Source organism: Streptomyces buecherae, assembly GCF_014295035.1.
In the GTDB taxonomy this organism is placed as follows: Bacteria; Actinomycetota; Actinomycetes; order Streptomycetales; family Streptomycetaceae; genus Streptomyces; species Streptomyces youssoufiensis.
Map to the genome: position 1 here is coordinate 6,568,855 of NZ_CP060404.1, position 19,252 is coordinate 6,588,106.

A 19,252-nucleotide genomic window follows, 5' to 3' on the forward strand; every position below is an offset into this window, starting at 1 on the left:
CGGGGACTCGGCCGCCCCCGGGGGCCGTGGGGCGTGCGGGGGCTGGGACGGCCCGGTGGAGAGCGTCACGGCGCGTCCTCGTACAACTGGTCCACGAGCGAGCGCAGCACCTGGTCGGTGCGCGGGCCGTAGTTGAGCAGCTTGCCGTCCTCGATGGAGACGACACGGCGGTCCATGCCGGCCGGTGTCTCGGCGACGCCAGGCAGTTTGAGCAGGCCGTCCACGCCGCCGACCGAGTCAAGTCCCTTGGACATCACGAGGATGGCGTCCGGCGCGGCCTTGGCCAGCGCCTCGCTGGTGATCGGCGTGAAGTCCTTCGTCAGGCCGGACTCCTTGCCGGCGTCCCGCGCGCCGGCCGCCTCAAGCAGCGAGCCGGCGCCCGAGTCGCGCCCGCCGAGCAGGTAGACCGCGGCCGAGCCGCGCAGGTACAGGAACGCCACCCGTGGGCGCTTGCCGTCGGCCGGGCGCTTGATGTCGGCGCGGACGGCGTCGATCCGGCGCTCGGTGCGCTCGCGCAACTCCCGGCCCGCGTCCGGCACGCCGAGCGCCGTGGCGACCGCGTCGATGCGGGTGCCGACGTCGGCGAGTTCCTTCGCCGGGGCGAGGATGATCAGCGGTACGCCCGCGTCGCGGATCTGGTCGATGGCCTCGGCCGGTCCGGTGCTGGTGTCGGCCAGGACGACGGTGGGTTTCAGGGAGAGCACGTTCTCGGCCGACACGTCGTGCGCCCGGGTGACCACCGGCAACTTCCTGGCCTGCGCGAAGTCGGCGGTGACGTCCCGCCCGACGACCCGGTCGCCGAGCCCGAGGGTGAACACGATCTCCGAGAGCGAGCCGGTCAGCGGCACGATCCGGTCGGCGCTGGTCACGGTGGTGCGGTGGCCGTCGACCGAACTGACGGTGGCCGGGAGGCGCGGGCTCGGCTTCCCCGCGAGCGGTTCCAGCGCTTCCGCTTGTGTCGCGGAGGCGCCCCCGCCCCCGTTCTTCCCGCCGCCCGAACCGCCGTCGGACCCGCCGCACCCGGCGAGCCCGAGCGCGAGCGCGAGGGTGGCGGCGAGGGCGGTGACGATGCGTGGAACGCGGGCGGGTGGCCTCGCCGACTGCCGTTGCTGCACGTTTTCGCCTCTCTGTCGTCCTGCCGTCCACGGGGGCGCCGGCCCCGGGGTTCCGACCAGGCCGAGCTGTAGCTTAGGTTAGCCTTACCTGCATCGCTACGTTCCGGGAGGGGCATCTGATGCTGCCAGCCAGACCCACCCGCGCCGGTGTGCTCGTGCTTCTCGCCGGGCTCCTCGGCGCTCTGTCACCGGTCACCGCCGCCCACGCGGCGGACCGCACGGTCGCCGGCGGGCGCCTGGACTGGGGCCTCAAGTCCTCCTTCCAGCGCTACGTCACGGGGCCGATCGCCCAGGGCAGTTGGAGCCTCCAGCAAGGCGCCGCCACGGTGGGCGAGAGCCAGTTCCGCTTCCACTCCGCCAAGGGCTCCTACGACCCGGACAGCGGCTCCTTCAGCGCCGCGTTCTCCGGCGGGGTGCACTTCGTCGGGCACCGCAAGCCGAGCGGCACGTACGAACTCGACCTGAGCCTCAGCCGCCTGACGGTGCGCACCCCGGGCAACGGCACCGGCACCCTGTACGCGGACATGGTGAGCCGGGCCAAGGGCACCGGCAAGGTGACCAGCGCCAGCCAGGTCCCGTTGGCATCGCTCGACCTGTCCCGCGTGAACATGCGCGGCGGCGGCACCGCCGTCGTCCTCCAGTCCATCCCGGCCACCCTCACCGCCCGGGGCGCGCAGGCGTTCGCCGGCTACTACACGGCCGGCACCCCGCTCGACCCGCTGAACCTCTCGGCCGACATCGCGCCCGGCGCGACGGACGACAAGGGCGGCGAGTCCGACCAGGACAAGCCCGAGGACGGTGCCAAGAACGGGGACAAGGACGGCGTCGAGAACGGGGACGAGAAGGGGGACAAGGACGCCGACCGGGCCAAGGGCACCGGGAAGGTCCAGGACGCCGTCGTGGACTGGGGCGTGCGCCGCACCTTCCGGGAGTACGTCACCGGCCCCATCGCGAAGGGGCGTTGGAGGCTCACCGAAGGGGCGCAGGACGGCGGCGCGCTGTTCCGCTTCCCGGCCGGCAAGGGCAGCTACGACCGCCGCACCGGGGCCCTGGACGCCACGTTCACCGGCCGTACGCACTTCACCGGCGCCCGCCTCGACCTCGCGCTGAGCGGCGTACGGATCCAGGTCGCCGACGGCCTGGGCACCCTCGCGGCCGACGTCACCACCGACGGCGCCACCCGCCGCGACGTTCCCCTGGTCACCTTCGACGCCACGGCCCTCAAGGCGCCCACGGCCAAGGACGGCCTGGTCACGGTGGCGGAGGCGCCGACCAAGCTGACCCGGCAGGGCGCCGAGGCGTTCGGCGGCATGTACCGGGCCGGCACCGCGATGGACCCGCTCTCGCTGGCCGTGGCCACCGACGCGGACGCCACCCTGCCGCCCCTGCCCGACCTGGGCAGCGAACCGACGGCCACGCCGGGGCCGGAGCGCTCCGCGACGGCGGTCGCGGCGCCGGCCGACTCCGACGGAGGACAGGCAGCCGACGACTCGGACGGGCCCTCCACGCCCGCTCTGGCGACCGGCGGCGCCGCGCTGCTGGCCGCGGTCGCGGCGGCCACCGTGCTCGTCGTCCGCAGGCGCCGCACCGCCGCGGTCAGCACGCCCACCGACACCGACGGCGCACCCGCCGGCGGTTGACCCCGGCGCCCCACCAGCCCCGGTCCGCGCGGCGCCGCCGCGCGGGCCCCGTACCCCCCACGCGAGAGCCCCCGAGCGGGGCAGCCGCGCGGCGGGCGACCGGCCCACACCGGCTCGCCCGCCACACGGCCCAGGCCACCCCGGCCCGTGCACGACGGGCGCCGCGCACCACGCAGCGGGCCCGGCCGCGTCCCCCCGGCGGCCGGCCCCACCACCCATTCGAGGAGAGATCTGACGATGTCCGCCACCCACCCCGCACCTCGCGGACCGCGCCGTACCACGGTCGCGCGGACCGCCGCGATAGCCACCGCCGCGGCGCTCGGCGCCGCCGCGCTGAGCCTGCCGGCGTTCGCCGCCGGCGACGGCGGCGACAAGCCGGCCGGTCCGCCGAAGCTGGAGCTCAAGAACGGCACCCTGGACTGGGGTGTGAAGGAGAGCTTCCGCAAGTACGTCGCCGGGCCCATCGCCGGCGGCAAGATCACCGTGTCGGACGGCGCGAAGCAGGCGGCGGGCAACGGGCCGTTCACCTTCGTCGACGGCGCGGGCACCTACGACACCGGCACGCACGCCGTCAACACCGCCTTCAAGGGCGCCGTCCGCTTCACCGGCCACGAGGAGAAGCTCGACCTCAGGCTGAGCGACCTCAAGCTGAGCACCGAGCGGACCAAGGGCGCGATCACGGCCGACGTCAGCTCGAAGGACATGAAGACCGGCAAGGTCACCAACAGCGACGACGTGCGGCTCGCCGACCTGGACCTGAGCAGCGTCCGGCCGGGCCAGGGCGCGGGCGGCGCGATGGTCTTCGCCAACATCCCGGCCAAGCTGACCGAGGACGGCGCCAAGGCGTTCAGCGGCTTCTACGCGGCCGGCGACGACCTCGACCCGGCCACGCTCACGGTCACCCCCGGCGGCCCGGTCAAGCCGGAGCCGACGGACAAGCCCACCGACAAGCCGACCGACAAGCCCACGGACAAGCCGACCGACAAGCCGACGAACAAGCCCACCGACGAGCCCACCAACCGGCCGACGGACAACCCGACGGACACCCCCACGAACCAGCCCACCGACCAGCCCACGTCCAAGCCGACCAGCGACCCCACCGGGCAGCCCGGGGTCAGCGGCGAGATCCACTCCGGCAACCTCGACTGGGGCGTCAAGGAGAAGTTCCGCACGTACGTCACGGGCCCGATCGCGAGCGGCAAGGTCGAGCTCTCCGCCGGCGCCAAGAAGCAGGGCGACGTCTACCGCTTCCCCAAGGGCAGCGGGAAGTACGACGCGGACGCCAAGTCGCTGGACGCCAAGTTCGCCGGCGCGGTCCGCTTCACCGGCCACCAGGGCAAGCTGGACCTCAGGATCAGCGACCTGAAGGTCAGGGCGAACGGCGCCCGGGGCACCCTCGTCGCCGACCTCTCCTCCAAGGACATCAAGACCGGCAAGGTCACCAAGAGCGACGACCTGACGCTGGCCGACCTCAAGCTGCCCGCCGGCGGGCTGACCGGCACCGACAAGGTGATCTCCCTCAACAACGTCCCGGCCACCCTCACCCCGGGCGGGGCCAAGGCGTTCGCGGGCTACTACCAGGCCGGTGAGGCGCTCGACCCGATCAGCCTCGCCGTCTCGCTGGACAAGGACGCCAGCCTGCCGGGCGGCACCGCCGGCTCCGGCGGCACCTCGGGCTCCGGCACCGGCGGCGCGGGCGGCACCGGCGGCACGGGCTCCGGCACCGACGCGTTCGGCACCGGCGGCGTGACCGGTGGCGACGGCGGTGGCGGCAGCACGGGCGGCTCCGGCTCGCTGGCCGCCACCGGCGCCGACGTGCCCACCGGCGTGCTGCTCGGCGCCGCTGGCGTGCTCGTCGCCGGCGGTGGCGCGGCGGCCTTCGCCGTCCGCCGCCGGGCGGCGGCCACCCCCGCCCAGGGCTGACCCCGCACAGCGCCCGGCGCGCGCGAACCCACCCCCCACTCCGCGCCCGCGTCCCCGGCCCCGGCCGGTGGGCGCGGGCGCGCGGCTGCCCCCGCCCCGACCACCGCCGCGAAGCCACTCGCCCGAGGGCGGTCGCGGCGGTAGGGTTTTACCGACAAGTCGTCGGGAAGTCATTGACTTAGGCAAACCTAAGTAGACAGAATTGCCGGTGGGGCCGCCCGCGAAGCGGGTGTATCCCGTGTTCTCGGCTTTTCATGTCGCTTTTCGGCATGCACGGCCCGCTCGCTCTCGTCCCATCGGCACCCGGAGGTCCGTCTTGGACGCCGCACCCGCACCCGAGCCGTTCTCCACGGTCATCCGCACCGCCTCGCACGCGCAGCACACCGAGGCCGAGACCTCGATGTTCATGAGCGCCATGCTCGGCGGCCAGCTCGGCGTGACCGCCTTCCGGCGGTACACGGAGCAGCTCTGGTTCGTCTACCGGGCCCTGGAGAGCGGCCCGGCCACGCTGGCCGACGACCCGGTGGCGGGCCCGTTCATCCGGCCCGAGCTGGCTCGTACGGCCGAGCTCGAACGCGACCTGGCCTTCCTCGGCGGCCCCGACTGGCGCGCGGGCCTGGAGCCGCTGCCCGCCACCGCGGCGTACGTGGCGCGGGTCGAGGAGTGCGCGCGGCGCTGGCCCGGCGGGTTCGTCGCGCACCACTACACGCGCTACCTCGGCGACCTCTCCGGCGGCCAGATCATCCGTGGCACGGCCGAGAAGACCTGGGGCTTCGAGCGCAAGGGCGACGGCGTGCGGTTCTACGTCTTCGAGGAGATCGGCAACCCGGCCGCGTTCAAGCGCGAGTACCGTGCGCTGCTCGACGCGCTGCCGGTGGACGACCTGGAGAAGCAGCGCGTCATCGAGGAGTGCAAGCGGGCCTTCGCGCTGAACACCGGGGTCTTCCGGGAGCTGGGCGAACTCTTCGGCACCGACGGCCCGGGCGCCCTCAGCGCCTGAGCCCCGCCGCTCCACGACGCGAGCCCGCCGCCCCGGAAGTGGGGCGGCGGGCTCGCGTCGTGGCCGTCGTCGCGGTGGTGGCAACGGGCCGTCAGGCCGGTGTCCGCGTCAGGGCAGGGTGAGGATGTCCGCCCCGGTCTCGGTGACCACGAGCGTGTGCTCGAACTGCGCGGTGCGCTTGCGGTCCTTGGTGACCACGGTCCAGCCGTCGTCCCACATGTCGTACTCGTGCGTGCCGAGGGTCAGCATCGGCTCGATGGTGAACGTCATGCCCGGCCGGATCTCGGTGGTGTGGTGCGGGCTGTCGTAGTGCGGCACGATCAGGCCCGAGTGGAACGACGTGTTGATGCCGTGCCCGGTGAAGTCCCGCACCACGCCGTAGCCGAAGCGCTTGGCGTACGACTCGATGACGCGCCCGATGATGTTGATCTGCCGGCCGGGCTTGACGGCCTTGATGGCCCGCGCCAGCGACTCCCGGGTGCGCTCCACGAGCAGTCGCGACTCCTCGTCCACGTCGCCGCACAGGTAGGTGGCGTTGTTGTCGCCGTGCACGCCGCCGATGTACGCGGTGATGTCCAGGTTCACGATGTCGCCGTCGCGCAGCACGGTCGAGTCGGGGATGCCGTGGCAGATGACCTCGTTGACGGAGGTGCACAGCGACTTGGGGTACTTGCGGTAGCCGAGCGTGGAGGGGTACGCGCCGTGGTCGCAGAGGAACTCGTGCGCGACCCGGTCGAGTTCGTCCGTGGTGGTCCCCGGCACGATGTGCCGCGCGGTCTCTTCCAGCGCCTGCGCGGCGATGCGCCCGGCGACCCGCATCCGCTCGATCGTCTCGGCGTCCTGCACCTCGGGGCCGGTGTACGGGGTGGGGGCGTCCTTGCCCACGTACTCCGGCCGCGGAATGGCGGCGGGGACGGTGCGGAGGGGGGAGAGCTGCCCCGGGACTAGAAGCGACTGGCCAGACATGCGAGCGAGTGTATCCAGGACCCATCGGGCACCATGGCGGCAAGTGAGCCAGCACACGTGAATGCGGTGCGGTGGAGACATCTGAGGAAGGCGAGGCACAGATGGCGCTGTTCTCGAAGGGCACGCCCGGCAAGCCCGGCGAGTGGTACTACTGCGTGCGCCACGGGAGCGTGGAAGAGGGCCCCGAGTGCCGGGCGGCCGACCGGCTGGGCCCGTACGCCACCCGCGAGGAGGCGGCCCAGGCGATCGAGCACGCCCGGGACCGCGAGCGCGACTGGCAGGACGACCCCCGCTGGAACGACTAGCGCGGCGCGCGGCGCTCAGCGGGATGCCGGCCGCCGGCCGTCGGTACGGGGCTGGTCAGCGCGCCGACCACGCGCCCGGCGCCCGCGACTTGGCCCGGGATTCCGGCCCGGATTTGGACCACGGAGCGGGCCAAGGGCGCGACTAGCGTCGCCCTCGTGAGCAGCGCGGAGACGGGCTCGGCTGCGGGGGAGGAGAGTGGCCATGAAGGCGATCAGGGTGCGCGACCGGGCGGCCGGGACGGGCGGGCTGGTGTACGAGGAGGCCCCGTACCCGCACGCGGCCGAGAACGACGTCATCGTCCGGGTGCACGCGGCCGGCTTCACACCCGGCGAACTGGAGTGGCCGGGCACCTGGACGGACCGCGCCGGCCGCGACCGCACGCCCTCCGTCCCCGGCCACGAGGTGTCCGGCGTGGTGGCCGAGCTGGGGTACGGCACCACGGGCCTCACCGTCGGCCAGCGGGTCTTCGGGCTGACCGACTGGACGCGCGACGGGACGCTGGCCGAGTACGTGGCCGTGGAGGCCCGCAACCTGGCGCCACTGCCGGCGTCCGTCAGCCACCTGGAGGCCGCGGCGCTGCCGATCTCCGGGCTCACCGCCTGGCAGGGGCTCTTCGACCACGGGCGGCTGGTGGCCGGGCAGAGCGTGCTGGTCCACGGCGCGGCCGGCGGGGTCGGCAGCATCGCGGTCCAGCTCGCCCGCGAGGCCGGGGCCCGCGTGGTCGCCACCGGCCGCGCCCGGGACCGGGCCACGGCCCTGGAACTCGGCGCCGACGTCTTCGTCGACCTCGACGGCGCGCGGGGTGGCGACGCGGGCGGTCAACTGGCCGACGCCGGCCCGGTGGACCTGGTGCTCGACGTGATCGGTGGTGAGGCGCTCGACCGCTCGGCCCGCCTGGTGCGGCCCGGCGGCACGCTCGTCACGATCGCCGCGCCGACCACGGTCCGCCCCGAGGACGGGCGGTCGGTCTTCTTCGTCGTCGAGCCCGACCGGCACCGCCTCGCCGACCTCGCGCGACGGGTCCAGGACGGGCGGCTGCGACCCCTGGTGGGCACGGTCTACCCGCTGGCCGACGCCCCCACCGCCTTCACCGCCCGCCGCCACACCCCCGGAAAGCCCCTGATCCAGGTCGCCGACGCGGCGACGGGCTGAGGCCGCGCCGCGTGGGCGGGGCCCGGCGCAACCGCTCGGGGCCGGCGCGCCGGAGCGGAGACCGGGGCGTGCCCCCGGACGTACGCGCCGAGCGGAGGCCGTAGCGCGCCGAGCGGCGGGCCGGAGCGCTCTGACACGCGGCGGGGGCCGCTCCCCGCACGGAAGTCCCCGTGGGAGGAGTGGGAGGAGCGGCCCCTTGGCGCGCCGTCGCGCGCGCCGGCGCTGTCGGCTTCGGCAGCGCCGTGCTCCGGGCCTCCTCGGCCACCGACGGGGCCCGCGACCCGTCCCACTTCCTGGCCGCGTTGGCGTACGCGTACATGTTCCGCTGAGCTTCTGCCGACCTCAGGTCGCGGCGTGACGAAGGGCGGGGACGGTCTTCACGGTGGCGCCGACCGGCTGAGAGCTACCGCGGAGTCGCGCACCGACCGGTGCGCGGTCGGTGCGGACCCGGGCTACGGGTTCGCGGCCTGGCGAGAGGTGACCCGGTTCGTGTGACCGACGGCGCGGCCCACCGCGTTGCGCACCGCGAGGCCCGGCCGGGTGCGGGGCACCAGGAGCCTGGAGAGCGGTCCGACGCGTCGCTGCCGCGGGCCCACCTCGCGGCGGAGCCGCGACTCGTAGGCGGCGAAGGCGCGGGCGTGGTCGCCGGGATGGGCGGCGAGCTCTTCCGCGAGGGCGTACGCGCCTGCCATCGCCAAGCTGGACCCGTCGCCCAGCAGGGCTGTCGCCGCCGCCGCGTCCCCGAGCAGTACGACCCGTCCACGGGACCACGAGGGCATCCGGACGCTGGTCAGGCGGTCGAAGAACGGAGCCGGGTGGTCGCGGAACGCGGCCACGAGTTCCGGTGCCCGCCACCGCACGTCGGCGTAGGCGTCGGCCACGGTCTGCTTGTGAAGGGCGGTGTTCTTGCGGTCGTGGGACGCCAGTCGTGCGGCCCGGAAGGTGAAGATCGCCAGCGGGGTGGTTCGCGAGGGGTGGACGACCAGCATCCGGTTGGGCACGGTCAGCATGGTCATCTCGCTCGGGTCCTCGACGGCGTCGGGTTCCAGCGGGACGGTCGCGCTGTACAGGCCCAGGTCGCTCGCGAACTGCCGCTCGGGTCCGAACACCAGGCGCCGTACGGTGGAGTGCATCCCGTCGGCGCCGACGACCAAGTCGAAGCGCCGTGGCGGGGACCGCCGGAAGGTGACGTCGACTCCACCTCCGTCCTGGTCGAGAGCGGTGACCGTGTCGTCGAACAGGAGCTCGGCCTCGGCCTGCGCCGACCGGTGAAGCACCTCGGACAGGTCGGCGCGGGTCACCTCGACCGTCGGCGCCTGGTCCGAGGCGAGCGGGAGTCGCAGAACGCGCCTGCCGCCGGGGTCGAGCAGGATCAGTGACCGACTGCGGGTGGCGAGCCCGCGGAGCTGCGGAAGGATGCCCATGCGGTCGGCGACCGGGATCGCGGGCCCCTTCACGACGATCGCGCTACCACCGGAGCGCAGTTGCCGGGCGTGTTCGACGACCGTCGGCCGGTAGCCGTTCCGGGAAAGCCAGTACGCGAGCGCGGGCCCCGCGATTCCGGCACCGACTATCAGCACCTCGGGCTTCTGCATGACGATGACCTCTCAGAGGGTCGATGACCAGGCCCCCTCGGCGAGTGCCGGCCCCGCTTCCAGGGAGCGGCGGCACGGGGTAGCGCGAGCGGACCAGGTACGAAGAATTTCGTACCTCAGTGGAGCACGTCTTTCAGGTACGATGCAAGTCGTACCTGAAGGAGGTGTCACGTGGCCGGGAAGAACCTGGTCGGCCCGGAGGCCGACGCACTCGACCTGGGCGCGGTGTTTCGCGCCCTCGCCGACGAGCACCGTCGTTCGGTGATCGCGCGGTTGGCCGCCGACCACAGCGACAGCGAGCGGGGCTGCAACTCGTTCGATCTTCCGATCTCGAAGCAGACCCAGACCCACCACTTCCGCGTCCTGCGCGAGGCAGGTCTCGTCGACGAGATCGACTACGGCAACCGCAAGGGCATCCGACTGCGACGCGCGGACATCGAGAGGAGATTCCCCGGGCTGCTCGCGCTCCTGGGAGCGGAGCCCCCGGGTGGTACCGCTCCTCGCTGAGTGCAGACGGGCACACCGGAGGGGAGTCCGGGTCGGCTCTGAGCCGCGAGCTCGACCGCCCAGCCCGCGCCCGGTTCGCGGGTAGCCGAGCACGACGCGGAACTGGATCGCGTCCGATCGGACAACCCGGCCCCGAACGCCTGGCTTGAGTCCCGGCGCCGGGCGTTGTCCGAGTGGGCCGAACGGCACGGCGACGACCGGGACCTCAGCGTCGAATCCCGGACCCGGGCGGGGAACTGGTACGCGCGACGTATGCCGACAGCGCCGACCGTCGCGCCGCCGACCCCGGTCGCCCGCCGCCGCGCACGCGGCGGGGCGTGGCGTGGCGAGGCCGGGCGTGGCGCACCCCGACCCGCCACGAGCCCCACGCCTCACGGCGCCGTCGGGCTCGCCTCACGCGCCTCGCGGGCCGCGCGCATCTTGAGGGCGTGCGGGTTGGTCCGGGAGTCGTACGCCATCAGCTTCGGCAGCGAGGCCGCCAGCAGCCCGACCGCCGCCACGCACGCGACGCCGCCCGACCACACCGAGGTCCGCACGCTCGTCAGCGCGGCCATCGAACCGGCCCTGACCTGGCCGAGCTGCGGGCCCGTCATGTACGAGAGCAGCTCGATGCCGGCCAGCCGGCCGCGCAGCTCGTCCGGGATGGTCTGGTTCCACAGCGTGGACCGGAACAGGCCGCTGATCATGTCCGCGCCGCCCGCCACCGCCAGGCACAGCAGCACGAGCCAGATGTTGGGCAGCGCCCCGGCCGCGGCCATGGCCAGTCCCCACAGCGCGGCGCCGGCCGCCACCATGCGGCCGTGCCGGTACACCCGCGAGGTCCACCCGCTGGTCAGGCTGACCAGCACGGAGCCGACCGAGCCCGCCGCGTACATCAGGCCGAGCGCCCAGGTCGCGTCCAGGTCGTCGGCGAGGAAGGGGAAGATCGCGTTCGGGTACGCGAAGAACATGGCGACCATGTCGACCGCGTAGGTGCCCAGGAGTTCCTTGCGCTGCCACGCGTAGCGGGCGCCGGCCCAGATGCCGGCCAGCGAGGGGCGCTCCGCGTCGTGCGCGGGCGGCGCCGCCGCGAGCCGCACCGCGAGCAGCGTGGAGACGACGAAGGTCAGCAGGTCGAGCCCGTACGCCACGGGCAACCCGGCGAACGCGACGATCAGTCCGGCGACCGAGGGCCCGACGATGGCCGAGAGCTGCCAGCGGATGGAGTTGAGCGCCGCGGCGGCGGTGAGCTGGTCGTGCGGGACGATCCGGGCCATCAGGGCGTCAAGGGCCGGTTGCTGGATGCCGGCCAGCGCGCTGGTCAGCCCCGCCACCACGTAGAGCAGCCACAGCATCGGGTGCGGCAGCAGGCTGTTGACCAGCAGCAGGACGGTGAGGAGGCCGAGGCCCAGCTCGGTGAGGAGGATGAGCGTGCGCCGGTCCATGGCGTCGGCGAGGGCGCCGCCGTACAGGCCGAAGACGATCAGCGGTACGAGTTGCACGGCGCCGATCGCGCCGACCGCGAAGGCCGAGCCGGTCAACTCCTTGACCTGCAACGGCAGCGCGATCATGGTCAGGAAGCTGCCGAAGGAGGTCACGGCGCCGGCCATCCAGATCAGCCGGAAGTCCCGCGAGGAGCGCCACGGCGACAGGTCGGGCAGCAGCGCCCGCACGCGCCCGCCGGAGCGCGGCGGCTTCCCGCCCGCGGCCTGGCCGCCCTCGCCCGTGGCGGCGCCCGGGTCGCCACCGGCGGGCCGGGGGATCTCGGCGGCCCCACCGGTCCCGACAGCCTCGACGGGGGAACGGTCAGCATCTGCCACGTCGGGCTGTTCGGGATGGGTCACGAGAGGTCATCGTCCGCCGACCAGCGAACACGGGCAAGCGAATATCGATCGGCCTCGCACACGGCCGGCGCGAGGTCGGGCCGCCCTCGTGCCACAGGCCCCCGCCGCCGCTCCCGCGACGCCGCGTCCCCGCCCCGCGCCCCAGCCAGCGGTCGCCCCGCGCCTCGGCGGTCGCCGCGCGCCTCAGCGCCTGTCGCGCGCCGAGGCCCCCACGTACGCGCCGTAGAGAAGCTGGGCCGCGCCGACGAACATCAGCACCACGCCGACCTTGCGCAGCGTGATGACCGGGGTGTGCACGTCCGCGGTGAACAGCCACAGGGCCAGACCGACCACGGCCGTCGCCGCTCCCTCGACCAGGTGCTTGACCACCGGCCGGCCGCCCTCGCGAGCGCTCCGCCACTTCTCGTCCATCCGTACGCCCCTCTCCTCGCCGGTCTGTGCCGGCACGTATCCGTGGTGCGCCGCGCGAACGGCGCTCGCCGAGGGGCGCGCGTCACCCGTTCGCGCGCCGTCTGGCGGCCCTTCGGGCGAGCCGCGTCGGCGACTCGTTCGCGGCACGCGCCGACCGGTCGCGACCGGCGTCGGGCCGGGTGCGCGCTCGCTCCCTTCACGCCGTTCACGCTAGGTCCCGGCGGGCGCCCGCGCCTCGACCCAGGGCACGAGAAGACGACCGGTATGACTGCATCCTTTGGCGGAATCGCTCAGGCTGCGTTGCTAACTGTTCATGTGCCGTGTCTTGACGCTCTGTAAGGCGCTCCTTATGGTCACCGCACACAAGGGACGTCCTACGTCCTGTCGTTGGCGCTCGATTGCACCGGGGCATCGGGAGGGTCTGATGGCAAGCGATATGACGGCGTACAAGACCTACGAAGTGTCCGTCCCCTTCCGCGCCGGCACCGATGGGTACGCGAGCTATCGGATTCCCGCGCTGGTCGTCACGGACCGGGGCACGGTGCTCGCCTTCGCCGAGGGGCGGGTGGCCTCGTCGGCCGACTGGGGCGACATCGACCTGGTGCTGCGGCGCTCCGCCGACGGCGGGCGCACCTGGGGCCCGCTCCAGATCGTCAGCCGCAACGGCGACGGCACCGCGGGCAACCCCGCGCCGGTGGTGATCGACGGTGGCCGGATCGTCCTGGTGCAGGTGCACAGCGCGGCCGGCGCCACCGAGGACCGCATCCGCCGCGGCGAGGTCTCGCCGGCCGACGGCCGGCGGGTGTGGGTCCAGCACAGCGACGACGACGGCGCGACCTGGTCGAGCCCGCGCGAGATCACCGAGCACGTCAAGCGCCCCGAGTGGCGCTGGTACGCCACCACGCCCGGGCACGCCCTCCACCTGCGCCACGGAGCGCACGCCGGGCGCGTCGTGGTCCCGGCCAACCACTCGCTGCCGCCCTCCGGCGCCGACAGCGGCACGGAGGGCAAGTACAACGGCGGCCACGACCTGCTCAGCGACGACGGCGGCGCGACCTGGCGGCTGGGCTACGTGGACGACAACCCGGACGGTTACGTCAACGTCAACGAGACGACCGCCGCGCAGCTCCCGGACGGTCGGGTCTACCTCAACACCCGCACCGACGCCGCCGCGCCCGGCAACCGGGCCGACGCCTACTCGACCGACGGCGGCGCCTCGCTGGTCAAGCCGTTCCGCCCGCAGGCCGGCCTGGTCACGCCCGTCGTCCAGGGCAGCGTCCTGCACCTGGACCGCCCCGGCGCGCCCGGCGGCGGAACGTTGCTGTTCTCCGGGCCCGCGACGCCGGACTACCGGGCCCTGATGACCGTGCGGGCCAGCGACGACGGGGGCGTCACCTGGCGCACGGCACACACCGTGGACGGCCTGCCGGCCGCCTACTCCGACCTCGCGCGACTGGACGACGACACCGTCGGACTGCTCTACGAGACGGGCGACTTCAGCGCCTACTCGACCCTCACCTTCCGCCGCGTCCCCGTGGAGGACCTGACATGAGCCCACGGGGACCCGGTCGGCGCGCCGTCGTGGGCGCGGCAGCGGCGGCGGCCGGGGCCGCGCTCGCGGGCTGCGGCGACGACGGCCACGAGGTCAGGGAGCGCAGGAAGGGCGAGAAGATCACGCTCAACTTCTGGTCCTGGGTGCCGGGCATCGAGAACCCGGTGGCGCTGTGGAACGAGCACCACCCCGAGGTGCGGATCAACCTGGAGAAGGTCTCGGCGGTGGGCGGCGCCCAGTACGCCAAGATGCACGCCGCCGTGAAGGCCGGCGACGCCCCCGACCTCGCCCAGATAGAGTATTCGGTCGTCCCCAGCTTCCTCCTCGACAACGCCCTGGTCGACCTGTCGGCGTACGGCGGCGACCGCTACCGGTCCCGCTTCGTGGGCTGGCAGTGGCAGCAGTCGGTGTACGGCAGGTCCGTGTACGCCATCCCGCAGGACTCGGGCCCGATGGGCCTGTTCTTACGTCAGGACCTGTTCGACGAGTGGCGGATCAGGACGCCGCGGACCTGGGCCGAGTACGCGGACGCGGCCCGGGCGGTGCGCAAGCACGGTGCCTGGATCGAGACGTTCTCGGCCACCAACGGCAACCGCTTCGCCGCCCTGGCCTGGCAGGCCGGCGGGCGCTGGTTCGGCACCCGGGGCGACACCTGGACCGTCGCCATCGACGACGCGCCCTCGCTCAGGGTCGCCGACTTCTGGAGCAGGCTCGTCGACGACGAGCTGATCAAGACCATCCCGGACCGGCAGAACGCCTGGTACAAGGACATCCAGACCGGTGACATCGTCTCCTGGCTGGGCGCGAGCTGGGGCGACGCGCTGCTGACCGGCAACGCCCCCGACACGGCGGGCAAGTGGCGGGCCGCGTCGCTGCCGCAGTGGAAGCGGGGCGAGAACGCGCAGGCCAACTGGGGCGGCTCGACCACCGCGGTGTTCACCGACTGCACCTACCCCAGGGACGCGCTGGCCTTCGCCGTGTGGCTCAACTCCGCCCCGGAGGCCGTCCAACTGCTGATCAAGGGCGGCTACGGCTTCCCCAGCGCCGTCTCCGGCTACAGCACCGCCGACCTGGAGGGCCGCCGGGAGTTCTTCGGCGGCCAGCACTACAGCCGGATCTTCATCGAGGCCGGCAAGGCCGTGGACACGAGCTGGAAGTGGGGCCCCACCGTGGACACCCTCTACCAGCGGCTCGGCGACGCGTTCCTGGAGGCCATCGGGGACGGCACCGCCTTCCGCTCGGTGCTCAGGAAGGTGCAGGGCGAGACCATCGAGGACCTCAAGGACAAGGGGCTCAAGGTCGAGGCCGGCCAGAGCTCGGCCAGCGGGTGACCCACCGGCGCGCGGGGTGCCACCGGCGCGCGGGGCGCCCACCGCCGGGCCCCCGCCGCACCCGCCAGGCCCGCTCCCACGCGCGTGACCCCGGCCGCCCGCGCGCCGCCCGCAGACCCCGCCGGACTGCCGGTCGTTAGGAGTACCGCAACGTGAAGCGACCCACCCGCACCGAGGCCCGCAACGCCCGCGCGGCCTTCGGCTTCCTGCTGCCGTTCCTCGCGGTGTTCCTGCTCTGCTTCATCGCGCCCATCGGCTACGCCATCTACCAGAGCCTGCTCAAGGTCGAGCGGCCCGCGCCGCTGGGCATCGGCGGCCCGACCAACGAGGTGTGGGCCGGCCTGTCCAACTACAGCCACGCGCTGGAGGACGAGCGGTTCATCAACGGCTTCGGCCGCGTGCTCCTGTTCGGCATCGTCCAGGTGCCGGTCATGCTCGTCTTCGCCACCGCGCTCGCGCTGCTGCTCGACGCCGCGTCCGCGCGCTGGGTCGGCTTCTTCCGCACCGCCTTCTTCCTGCCGTACGGCATCCCCGGCGTCATCGCCTCCATCCTGTGGGGCTTCCTCTACGTCCCCGGCATCAGCCCGCTGGTGGAGATCGCCGACTCGGCCGGCTGGCAGGTGGACTTCCTCGGCCGGGACGCCGTCCTGTGGTCCATCGCCAACATCGTCACCTGGCAGTTCACCGGCTACAACATGCTCGTGCTGATCGCCCAGCTCAAGGCTATCCCCGGCGACCTGTACGAGGCCGCGCGGATCGACGGGGCGAGCGCCTGGCAGATCGTCCGGCACGTCAAGCTGCCGCTGATCAAGCCGGCGCTGGTGCTCACCACCGTGTTCAGCATCATCGGCACCCTGCAGCTCTTCGCCGAGCCGATGGTGCTGCGCCCGCTCGGCACCTCCATCGACTCCGGCTACACGCCCAACCTGCACGCCTACAACGAGGCGTTCACCAGCAACAACCAGCACATCGCGGCGGCCGAGGCGGTCCTGCTCGCGCTGGTCGCCTGCGTGTTGTCGTTCGGATTCCTCAAACTCGTCGGCCGGGGCCCCCGGGACGGGAGGGACGGCAAGTGAGTCAGCAACCGCCGCTGCGGCACCGCATCATCACCCTGTCCCTGCTCTCGGTCGCCGCCATCTACTTCCTGGTGCCCGTCTACTGGCTCACCGTCTCGGCCACCAAGGACACCGGCGACCTCTTCGGCACCTTCGGCTTCTGGTTCGCCAACCCACACCCCGTCGACTACCTGCACGACGTCCTCACCTACGACGACGGCATCTACGTCACCTGGATGCTCAACAGCCTGCTGTACGCCGGCGTCGGCGCGCTGGCGGCCACCCTGCTGTCGGCCGCCGCCGGCTACGCGCTGGCGAAGTTCGTCTTCCGCGGCCGAGAGGCGATCTTCAACGTGATCCTGGCCGGCGTGCTCATCCCCGGCACCGCGCTGGCCCTCCCGCTCTACCTGCTGTTCAGCGAGGTCGGCCTCGCCAATACGTACTGGGCGGTGCTCGTGCCGAGCGTCGTCAGCCCCTTCGGGGTCTACCTCTGCCGGATCTACGCCTCGGCCGCCGTGCCGGACTCGCTCCTGGAAGCCGCCAGGATCGACGGCGCGGGCGAGACGCGGATCTTCGGCACGGTGGTGCTGCGGCTGATGAGCCCGGCCCTGGTGACCGTCTTCCTCTTCCAGTTCGTCCACATCTGGAACAACTTCTTCCTGCCGCTGGTCATGCTCAACGACTCCGACCTCTACCCGATCCAACTCGGCCTCGTCGGCTGGCAGGGCTACGCCGACCGGGCGCCGGAGCTGTACCAGTACACGGTCGGCGGCGCGTTCATGTCCGTCATCCCGCTGATGGTGCTGATGGGCGTGCTCCAGCGGTACTGGCGCACCGGCCTGGCCGAGGGCAGCGTCAAGACGTGAGCCGCGACACTACCGGTCAGTAGGGTCTGGCTGGCGCGCGGCTGGCAGGATCGCCGTATGACTTCTCCTGATGACACGAGCAAGGCCCCGGCACCGGCCGGCGGCAAGGCGCCGGCCAAGGACCCGTGGGACCTGCCCGACGTGTCCGACCTGGTGGTCGGCGTCCTCGGCGGCACCGGCGACCAGGGCCGCGGCCTCGCCTACCGGCTGGCCAAGGCGGGCCAGAAGGTGATCGTCGGCTCCCGCGCCGCCGAGCGGGCGCGGGCCGCCGCCGAGGAACTGGGCCACGGCGTCGAGGGCGCCGACAACGCCGAGTGCGCGCGGCGCAGCGACATCGTGATCGTCGCCGTGCCGTGGGACGGGCACGGCAAGACGCTGGAGGCGCTGCGCGCCGAACTCGCGGGCAAGCTCGTCGTCGACTGCGTGAACCCGCTCGGCTTCGACAAGCAGGGCGCCTACGCCCTCACGCCCGACGAGGGCAGCGCCGCCCAGCAGGCCGCCGCGCTGCTGCCCGACTCGCGCGTCACCGCCGCCTTCCACCACCTGTCGGCGGTGCTGCTCCAGGACCCCGAGATCGCCGAGATCGACACCGACGTGCTGGTCCTCGGCGAGCGCCGCGCCGACACCGACATCGTGCAGGCGCTGGCCGCCCGCATCCCCGGCATGCGCGGCGTCTTCGCCGGCCGGTTGCGCAACGCGCACCAGGTGGAGTCGCTGGTGGCCAACCTCATCTCGGTCAACCGCCGCTACAAGGCGCACGCCGGCCTGCGGGTCACGGACGTCTGAGCGCCCCGCCCGCCCCGCGCGCCGTACGGCCAGCGCGCGGGGCGGCGCACCCGGCCCCGGCGCGGCGCGCGGGTGGGGGACAATGGCGGGGACACACCCCCGCCCCGCAGGAGCCACCGCATGTCCGCCCAGTCCAAGCCCGACCCCGCCCGGCGCATCGCCCTGTACGCGCTCGTCGTGTGTGCCTTCGCCACCGCCGCGGCCGTCGTGTCCTTCGTGAAGGGGAGCTGGCTGGGGGTCGTATGGGTCCTGTTGGCGGGGCTCACCAGCAACCTGTGGTGGATCTACCTGCGCAAGGTGCGCACCGAGCGGGCCGCCGCCCAGGGCGGGCTCGGCGGACCGCTTCCCAAGTAGGCGCTCACGGCAGGCAGGCACTCACGGCAGGCAGGCGCTCACCGCGTGGGCTGCTGCCAGGTGGGGGACCAGTCGTAGGTCTCCTGCTGCTCCTGCCAGAAGCGGAAGCTGTCCAGGCCGTACCGCGTCTCGAACTCCGTCACCCCCAGCGCCCGCAGGATCGCGTCCACCGCGTCGAAGAACGCGTGGTTGACCTCGGGAATCCACAGCAACCCGAAGGCCATCAGCAGCCCGAACGGCGCGAACGGCGCCGCCTGCCGGCGCACTCCGGACGAGAGCCACGGCTCGATCACCCCGTAGCCGTCCAGGCCCGGTACCGGCAGCGCGTTGATGATCGCCGCCGTGACCTGGAGCAGCGCCAGGAACGCCAGCGCGGCCCGGAACACCGGCGGCGCGCCGTCCAGCCAGCCGAGCCAGAACGGCGCGGTCAGCACCAGCGCGCACAGCGCGTTCGTCAGCGGCCCGGCCGCCGAGATCAGGCTGTGCCGCCACCGCCCCCGGATGCGGTGCCGTTCGACGAAGACCGCGCCGCCCGGCAGCCCGATCCCGCCGAGCACCACGAACAGCAGCGGCAGCCCGATGCTCAGCAGCGGGTGCGTGTACCGCAGCGGGTTGAGCGTCAGGTAGCCCTTCGCCCCGATCGACAGGTCGCCGCTGTGCAAGGCCGCGCGGGCGTGCGCGTACTCGTGCAGGCACAGCGAGACGACCCAGCCGGAGACCACGAACAGGAACACCGCGAACCCGGTGCTGCCCGCGGCCTCGGTCCACACCGCCCAACCCGAGACCGCCATGACCGCCACGATCGCGAGGAAGACGGGGCTGACACGCAGGTCATGGCGGGTGGCTGGCGCAGTCATCGGACGCGGCTCC

The 19,252-nt window shown here is 73.2% G+C and carries 19 protein-coding genes; 13 read left to right on the forward strand and 6 right to left on the reverse strand.

What is annotated here, in order from left to right; translation table 11 throughout:
• Positions 1–65: 65 nt before the first annotated feature.
• Entirely contained in the window at positions 66–1,115 is a 1,050-nt protein-coding gene (locus H7H31_RS26110) for a heme/hemin ABC transporter substrate-binding protein (RefSeq protein ID WP_187061284.1), read from the reverse strand.
• A gap of 119 nt (positions 1,116–1,234) precedes the next feature.
• Between H7H31_RS26110 and H7H31_RS26115 the strand changes: the two genes are divergently transcribed.
• The 3 genes from H7H31_RS26115 (at position 1,235) to H7H31_RS26125 (ending at position 5,678) form a co-directional block, all read left to right on the forward strand.
• Positions 1,235–2,755 (forward strand): HtaA domain-containing protein, encoded by a 1,521-nt coding sequence (locus tag H7H31_RS26115; RefSeq protein WP_187061285.1) that lies wholly within the window; start codon positions 1,235–1,237, stop codon positions 2,753–2,755.
• Positions 2,756–2,992: 237 nt separating this feature from the next.
• The gene (locus H7H31_RS26120) at positions 2,993–4,678 is read left to right on the forward strand and encodes an HtaA domain-containing protein (RefSeq protein WP_187061286.1); all 1,686 of its coding nucleotides are present in this window, start codon (positions 2,993–2,995) and stop codon (positions 4,676–4,678) included.
• A 316-nt stretch (positions 4,679–4,994) separates the two neighbouring features.
• The gene (locus tag H7H31_RS26125; protein ID WP_187060889.1) at positions 4,995–5,678 is read left to right on the forward strand and encodes a biliverdin-producing heme oxygenase; all 684 of its coding nucleotides are present in this window, start codon (positions 4,995–4,997) and stop codon (positions 5,676–5,678) included.
• A gap of 108 nt (positions 5,679–5,786) precedes the next feature.
• On the opposite strand, the gene map is transcribed toward H7H31_RS26125, so the two are convergent.
• Positions 5,787–6,644 carry a type I methionyl aminopeptidase gene (gene map / locus H7H31_RS26130; RefSeq protein ID WP_176161325.1) on the reverse strand — a complete coding sequence of 286 codons (858 nt, stop codon included), beginning with the start codon at positions 6,642–6,644 and terminating at the stop codon, positions 5,787–5,789.
• A 101-nt stretch (positions 6,645–6,745) separates the two neighbouring features.
• Here map and H7H31_RS26135 point away from each other — a divergent pair, with 101 nt between their 5' ends.
• The 3 genes from H7H31_RS26135 to H7H31_RS26145 all read left to right on the forward strand — a co-directional run bounded on the left by H7H31_RS26135 (position 6,746) and on the right by H7H31_RS26145 (position 8,431).
• The gene (locus H7H31_RS26135; RefSeq protein ID WP_187060890.1) at positions 6,746–6,949 is read left to right on the forward strand and encodes a hypothetical protein; all 204 of its coding nucleotides are present in this window, start codon (positions 6,746–6,748) and stop codon (positions 6,947–6,949) included.
• Positions 6,950–7,151: 202 nt separating this feature from the next.
• A complete protein-coding gene (locus H7H31_RS26140; protein WP_187060891.1) occupies positions 7,152–8,102 on the forward strand; it encodes an NADP-dependent oxidoreductase in 951 nt (316 codons plus the stop codon).
• Between the two features lie 170 nt (positions 8,103–8,272).
• Positions 8,273–8,431, forward strand: coding sequence for a hypothetical protein (locus H7H31_RS26145; protein ID WP_187060892.1), 159 nt, complete (start codon positions 8,273–8,275; stop codon positions 8,429–8,431).
• A gap of 123 nt (positions 8,432–8,554) precedes the next feature.
• Here the strand turns inward: H7H31_RS26145 and H7H31_RS26150 are convergent, their stop codons facing one another.
• Entirely contained in the window at positions 8,555–9,697 is a 1,143-nt protein-coding gene (locus H7H31_RS26150) for an FAD-dependent monooxygenase (RefSeq protein WP_187060893.1), read from the reverse strand.
• 171 nt (positions 9,698–9,868) lie between these two features.
• Here H7H31_RS26150 and H7H31_RS26155 point away from each other — a divergent pair, with 171 nt between their 5' ends.
• Complete coding sequence (locus tag H7H31_RS26155) at positions 9,869–10,204, forward strand: ArsR/SmtB family transcription factor (protein WP_187060894.1); 336 nt, start codon at positions 9,869–9,871, stop codon at positions 10,202–10,204.
• Between the two features lie 371 nt (positions 10,205–10,575).
• Here the strand turns inward: H7H31_RS26155 and H7H31_RS26160 are convergent, their stop codons facing one another.
• Positions 10,576–11,856, reverse strand: a complete 1,281-nt coding sequence (locus tag H7H31_RS26160; protein WP_232110368.1) for an MFS transporter — start codon at positions 11,854–11,856, stop codon at positions 10,576–10,578.
• A gap of 354 nt (positions 11,857–12,210) precedes the next feature.
• On the reverse strand, positions 12,211–12,474 hold the full coding sequence (locus H7H31_RS26165) for a DUF5708 family protein (RefSeq protein WP_372454948.1): 264 nt from the start codon (positions 12,472–12,474) through the stop codon (positions 12,211–12,213).
• A 388-nt stretch (positions 12,475–12,862) separates the two neighbouring features.
• Here H7H31_RS26165 and H7H31_RS26170 point away from each other — a divergent pair, with 388 nt between their 5' ends.
• The 6 genes from H7H31_RS26170 to H7H31_RS26195 all read left to right on the forward strand — a co-directional run bounded on the left by H7H31_RS26170 (position 12,863) and on the right by H7H31_RS26195 (position 18,382).
• On the forward strand, positions 12,863–13,990 hold the full coding sequence (locus tag H7H31_RS26170) for a sialidase family protein (RefSeq protein ID WP_232110090.1): 1,128 nt from the start codon (positions 12,863–12,865) through the stop codon (positions 13,988–13,990).
• A complete protein-coding gene (locus H7H31_RS26175) occupies positions 13,987–15,321 on the forward strand; it encodes an ABC transporter substrate-binding protein (RefSeq protein ID WP_187064228.1) in 1,335 nt (444 codons plus the stop codon). The genes H7H31_RS26170 and H7H31_RS26175 overlap by 4 nt, the downstream gene beginning before the upstream one ends.
• A gap of 152 nt (positions 15,322–15,473) precedes the next feature.
• Entirely contained in the window at positions 15,474–16,397 is a 924-nt protein-coding gene (locus tag H7H31_RS26180; RefSeq protein ID WP_187064229.1) for a carbohydrate ABC transporter permease, read from the forward strand.
• Positions 16,394–17,242 carry a carbohydrate ABC transporter permease gene (locus H7H31_RS26185; protein WP_176161319.1) on the forward strand — a complete coding sequence of 283 codons (849 nt, stop codon included), beginning with the start codon at positions 16,394–16,396 and terminating at the stop codon, positions 17,240–17,242. The genes H7H31_RS26180 and H7H31_RS26185 overlap by 4 nt, the downstream gene beginning before the upstream one ends.
• 57 nt (positions 17,243–17,299) lie before the next feature.
• The gene (npdG, locus tag H7H31_RS26190; RefSeq protein WP_187064230.1) at positions 17,300–18,028 is read left to right on the forward strand and encodes an NADPH-dependent F420 reductase; all 729 of its coding nucleotides are present in this window, start codon (positions 17,300–17,302) and stop codon (positions 18,026–18,028) included.
• Positions 18,029–18,148: 120 nt separating this feature from the next.
• Positions 18,149–18,382 (forward strand): hypothetical protein, encoded by a 234-nt coding sequence (locus H7H31_RS26195; RefSeq protein ID WP_176161317.1) that lies wholly within the window; start codon positions 18,149–18,151, stop codon positions 18,380–18,382.
• Positions 18,383–18,420: 38 nt separating this feature from the next.
• Here H7H31_RS26195 and H7H31_RS26200 read toward each other — a convergent pair whose 3' ends face one another.
• Positions 18,421–19,239, reverse strand: coding sequence for a site-2 protease family protein (locus tag H7H31_RS26200; protein ID WP_187064231.1), 819 nt, complete (start codon positions 19,237–19,239; stop codon positions 18,421–18,423).
• Between the last annotated feature and the right edge of the window lie 13 nt (positions 19,240–19,252).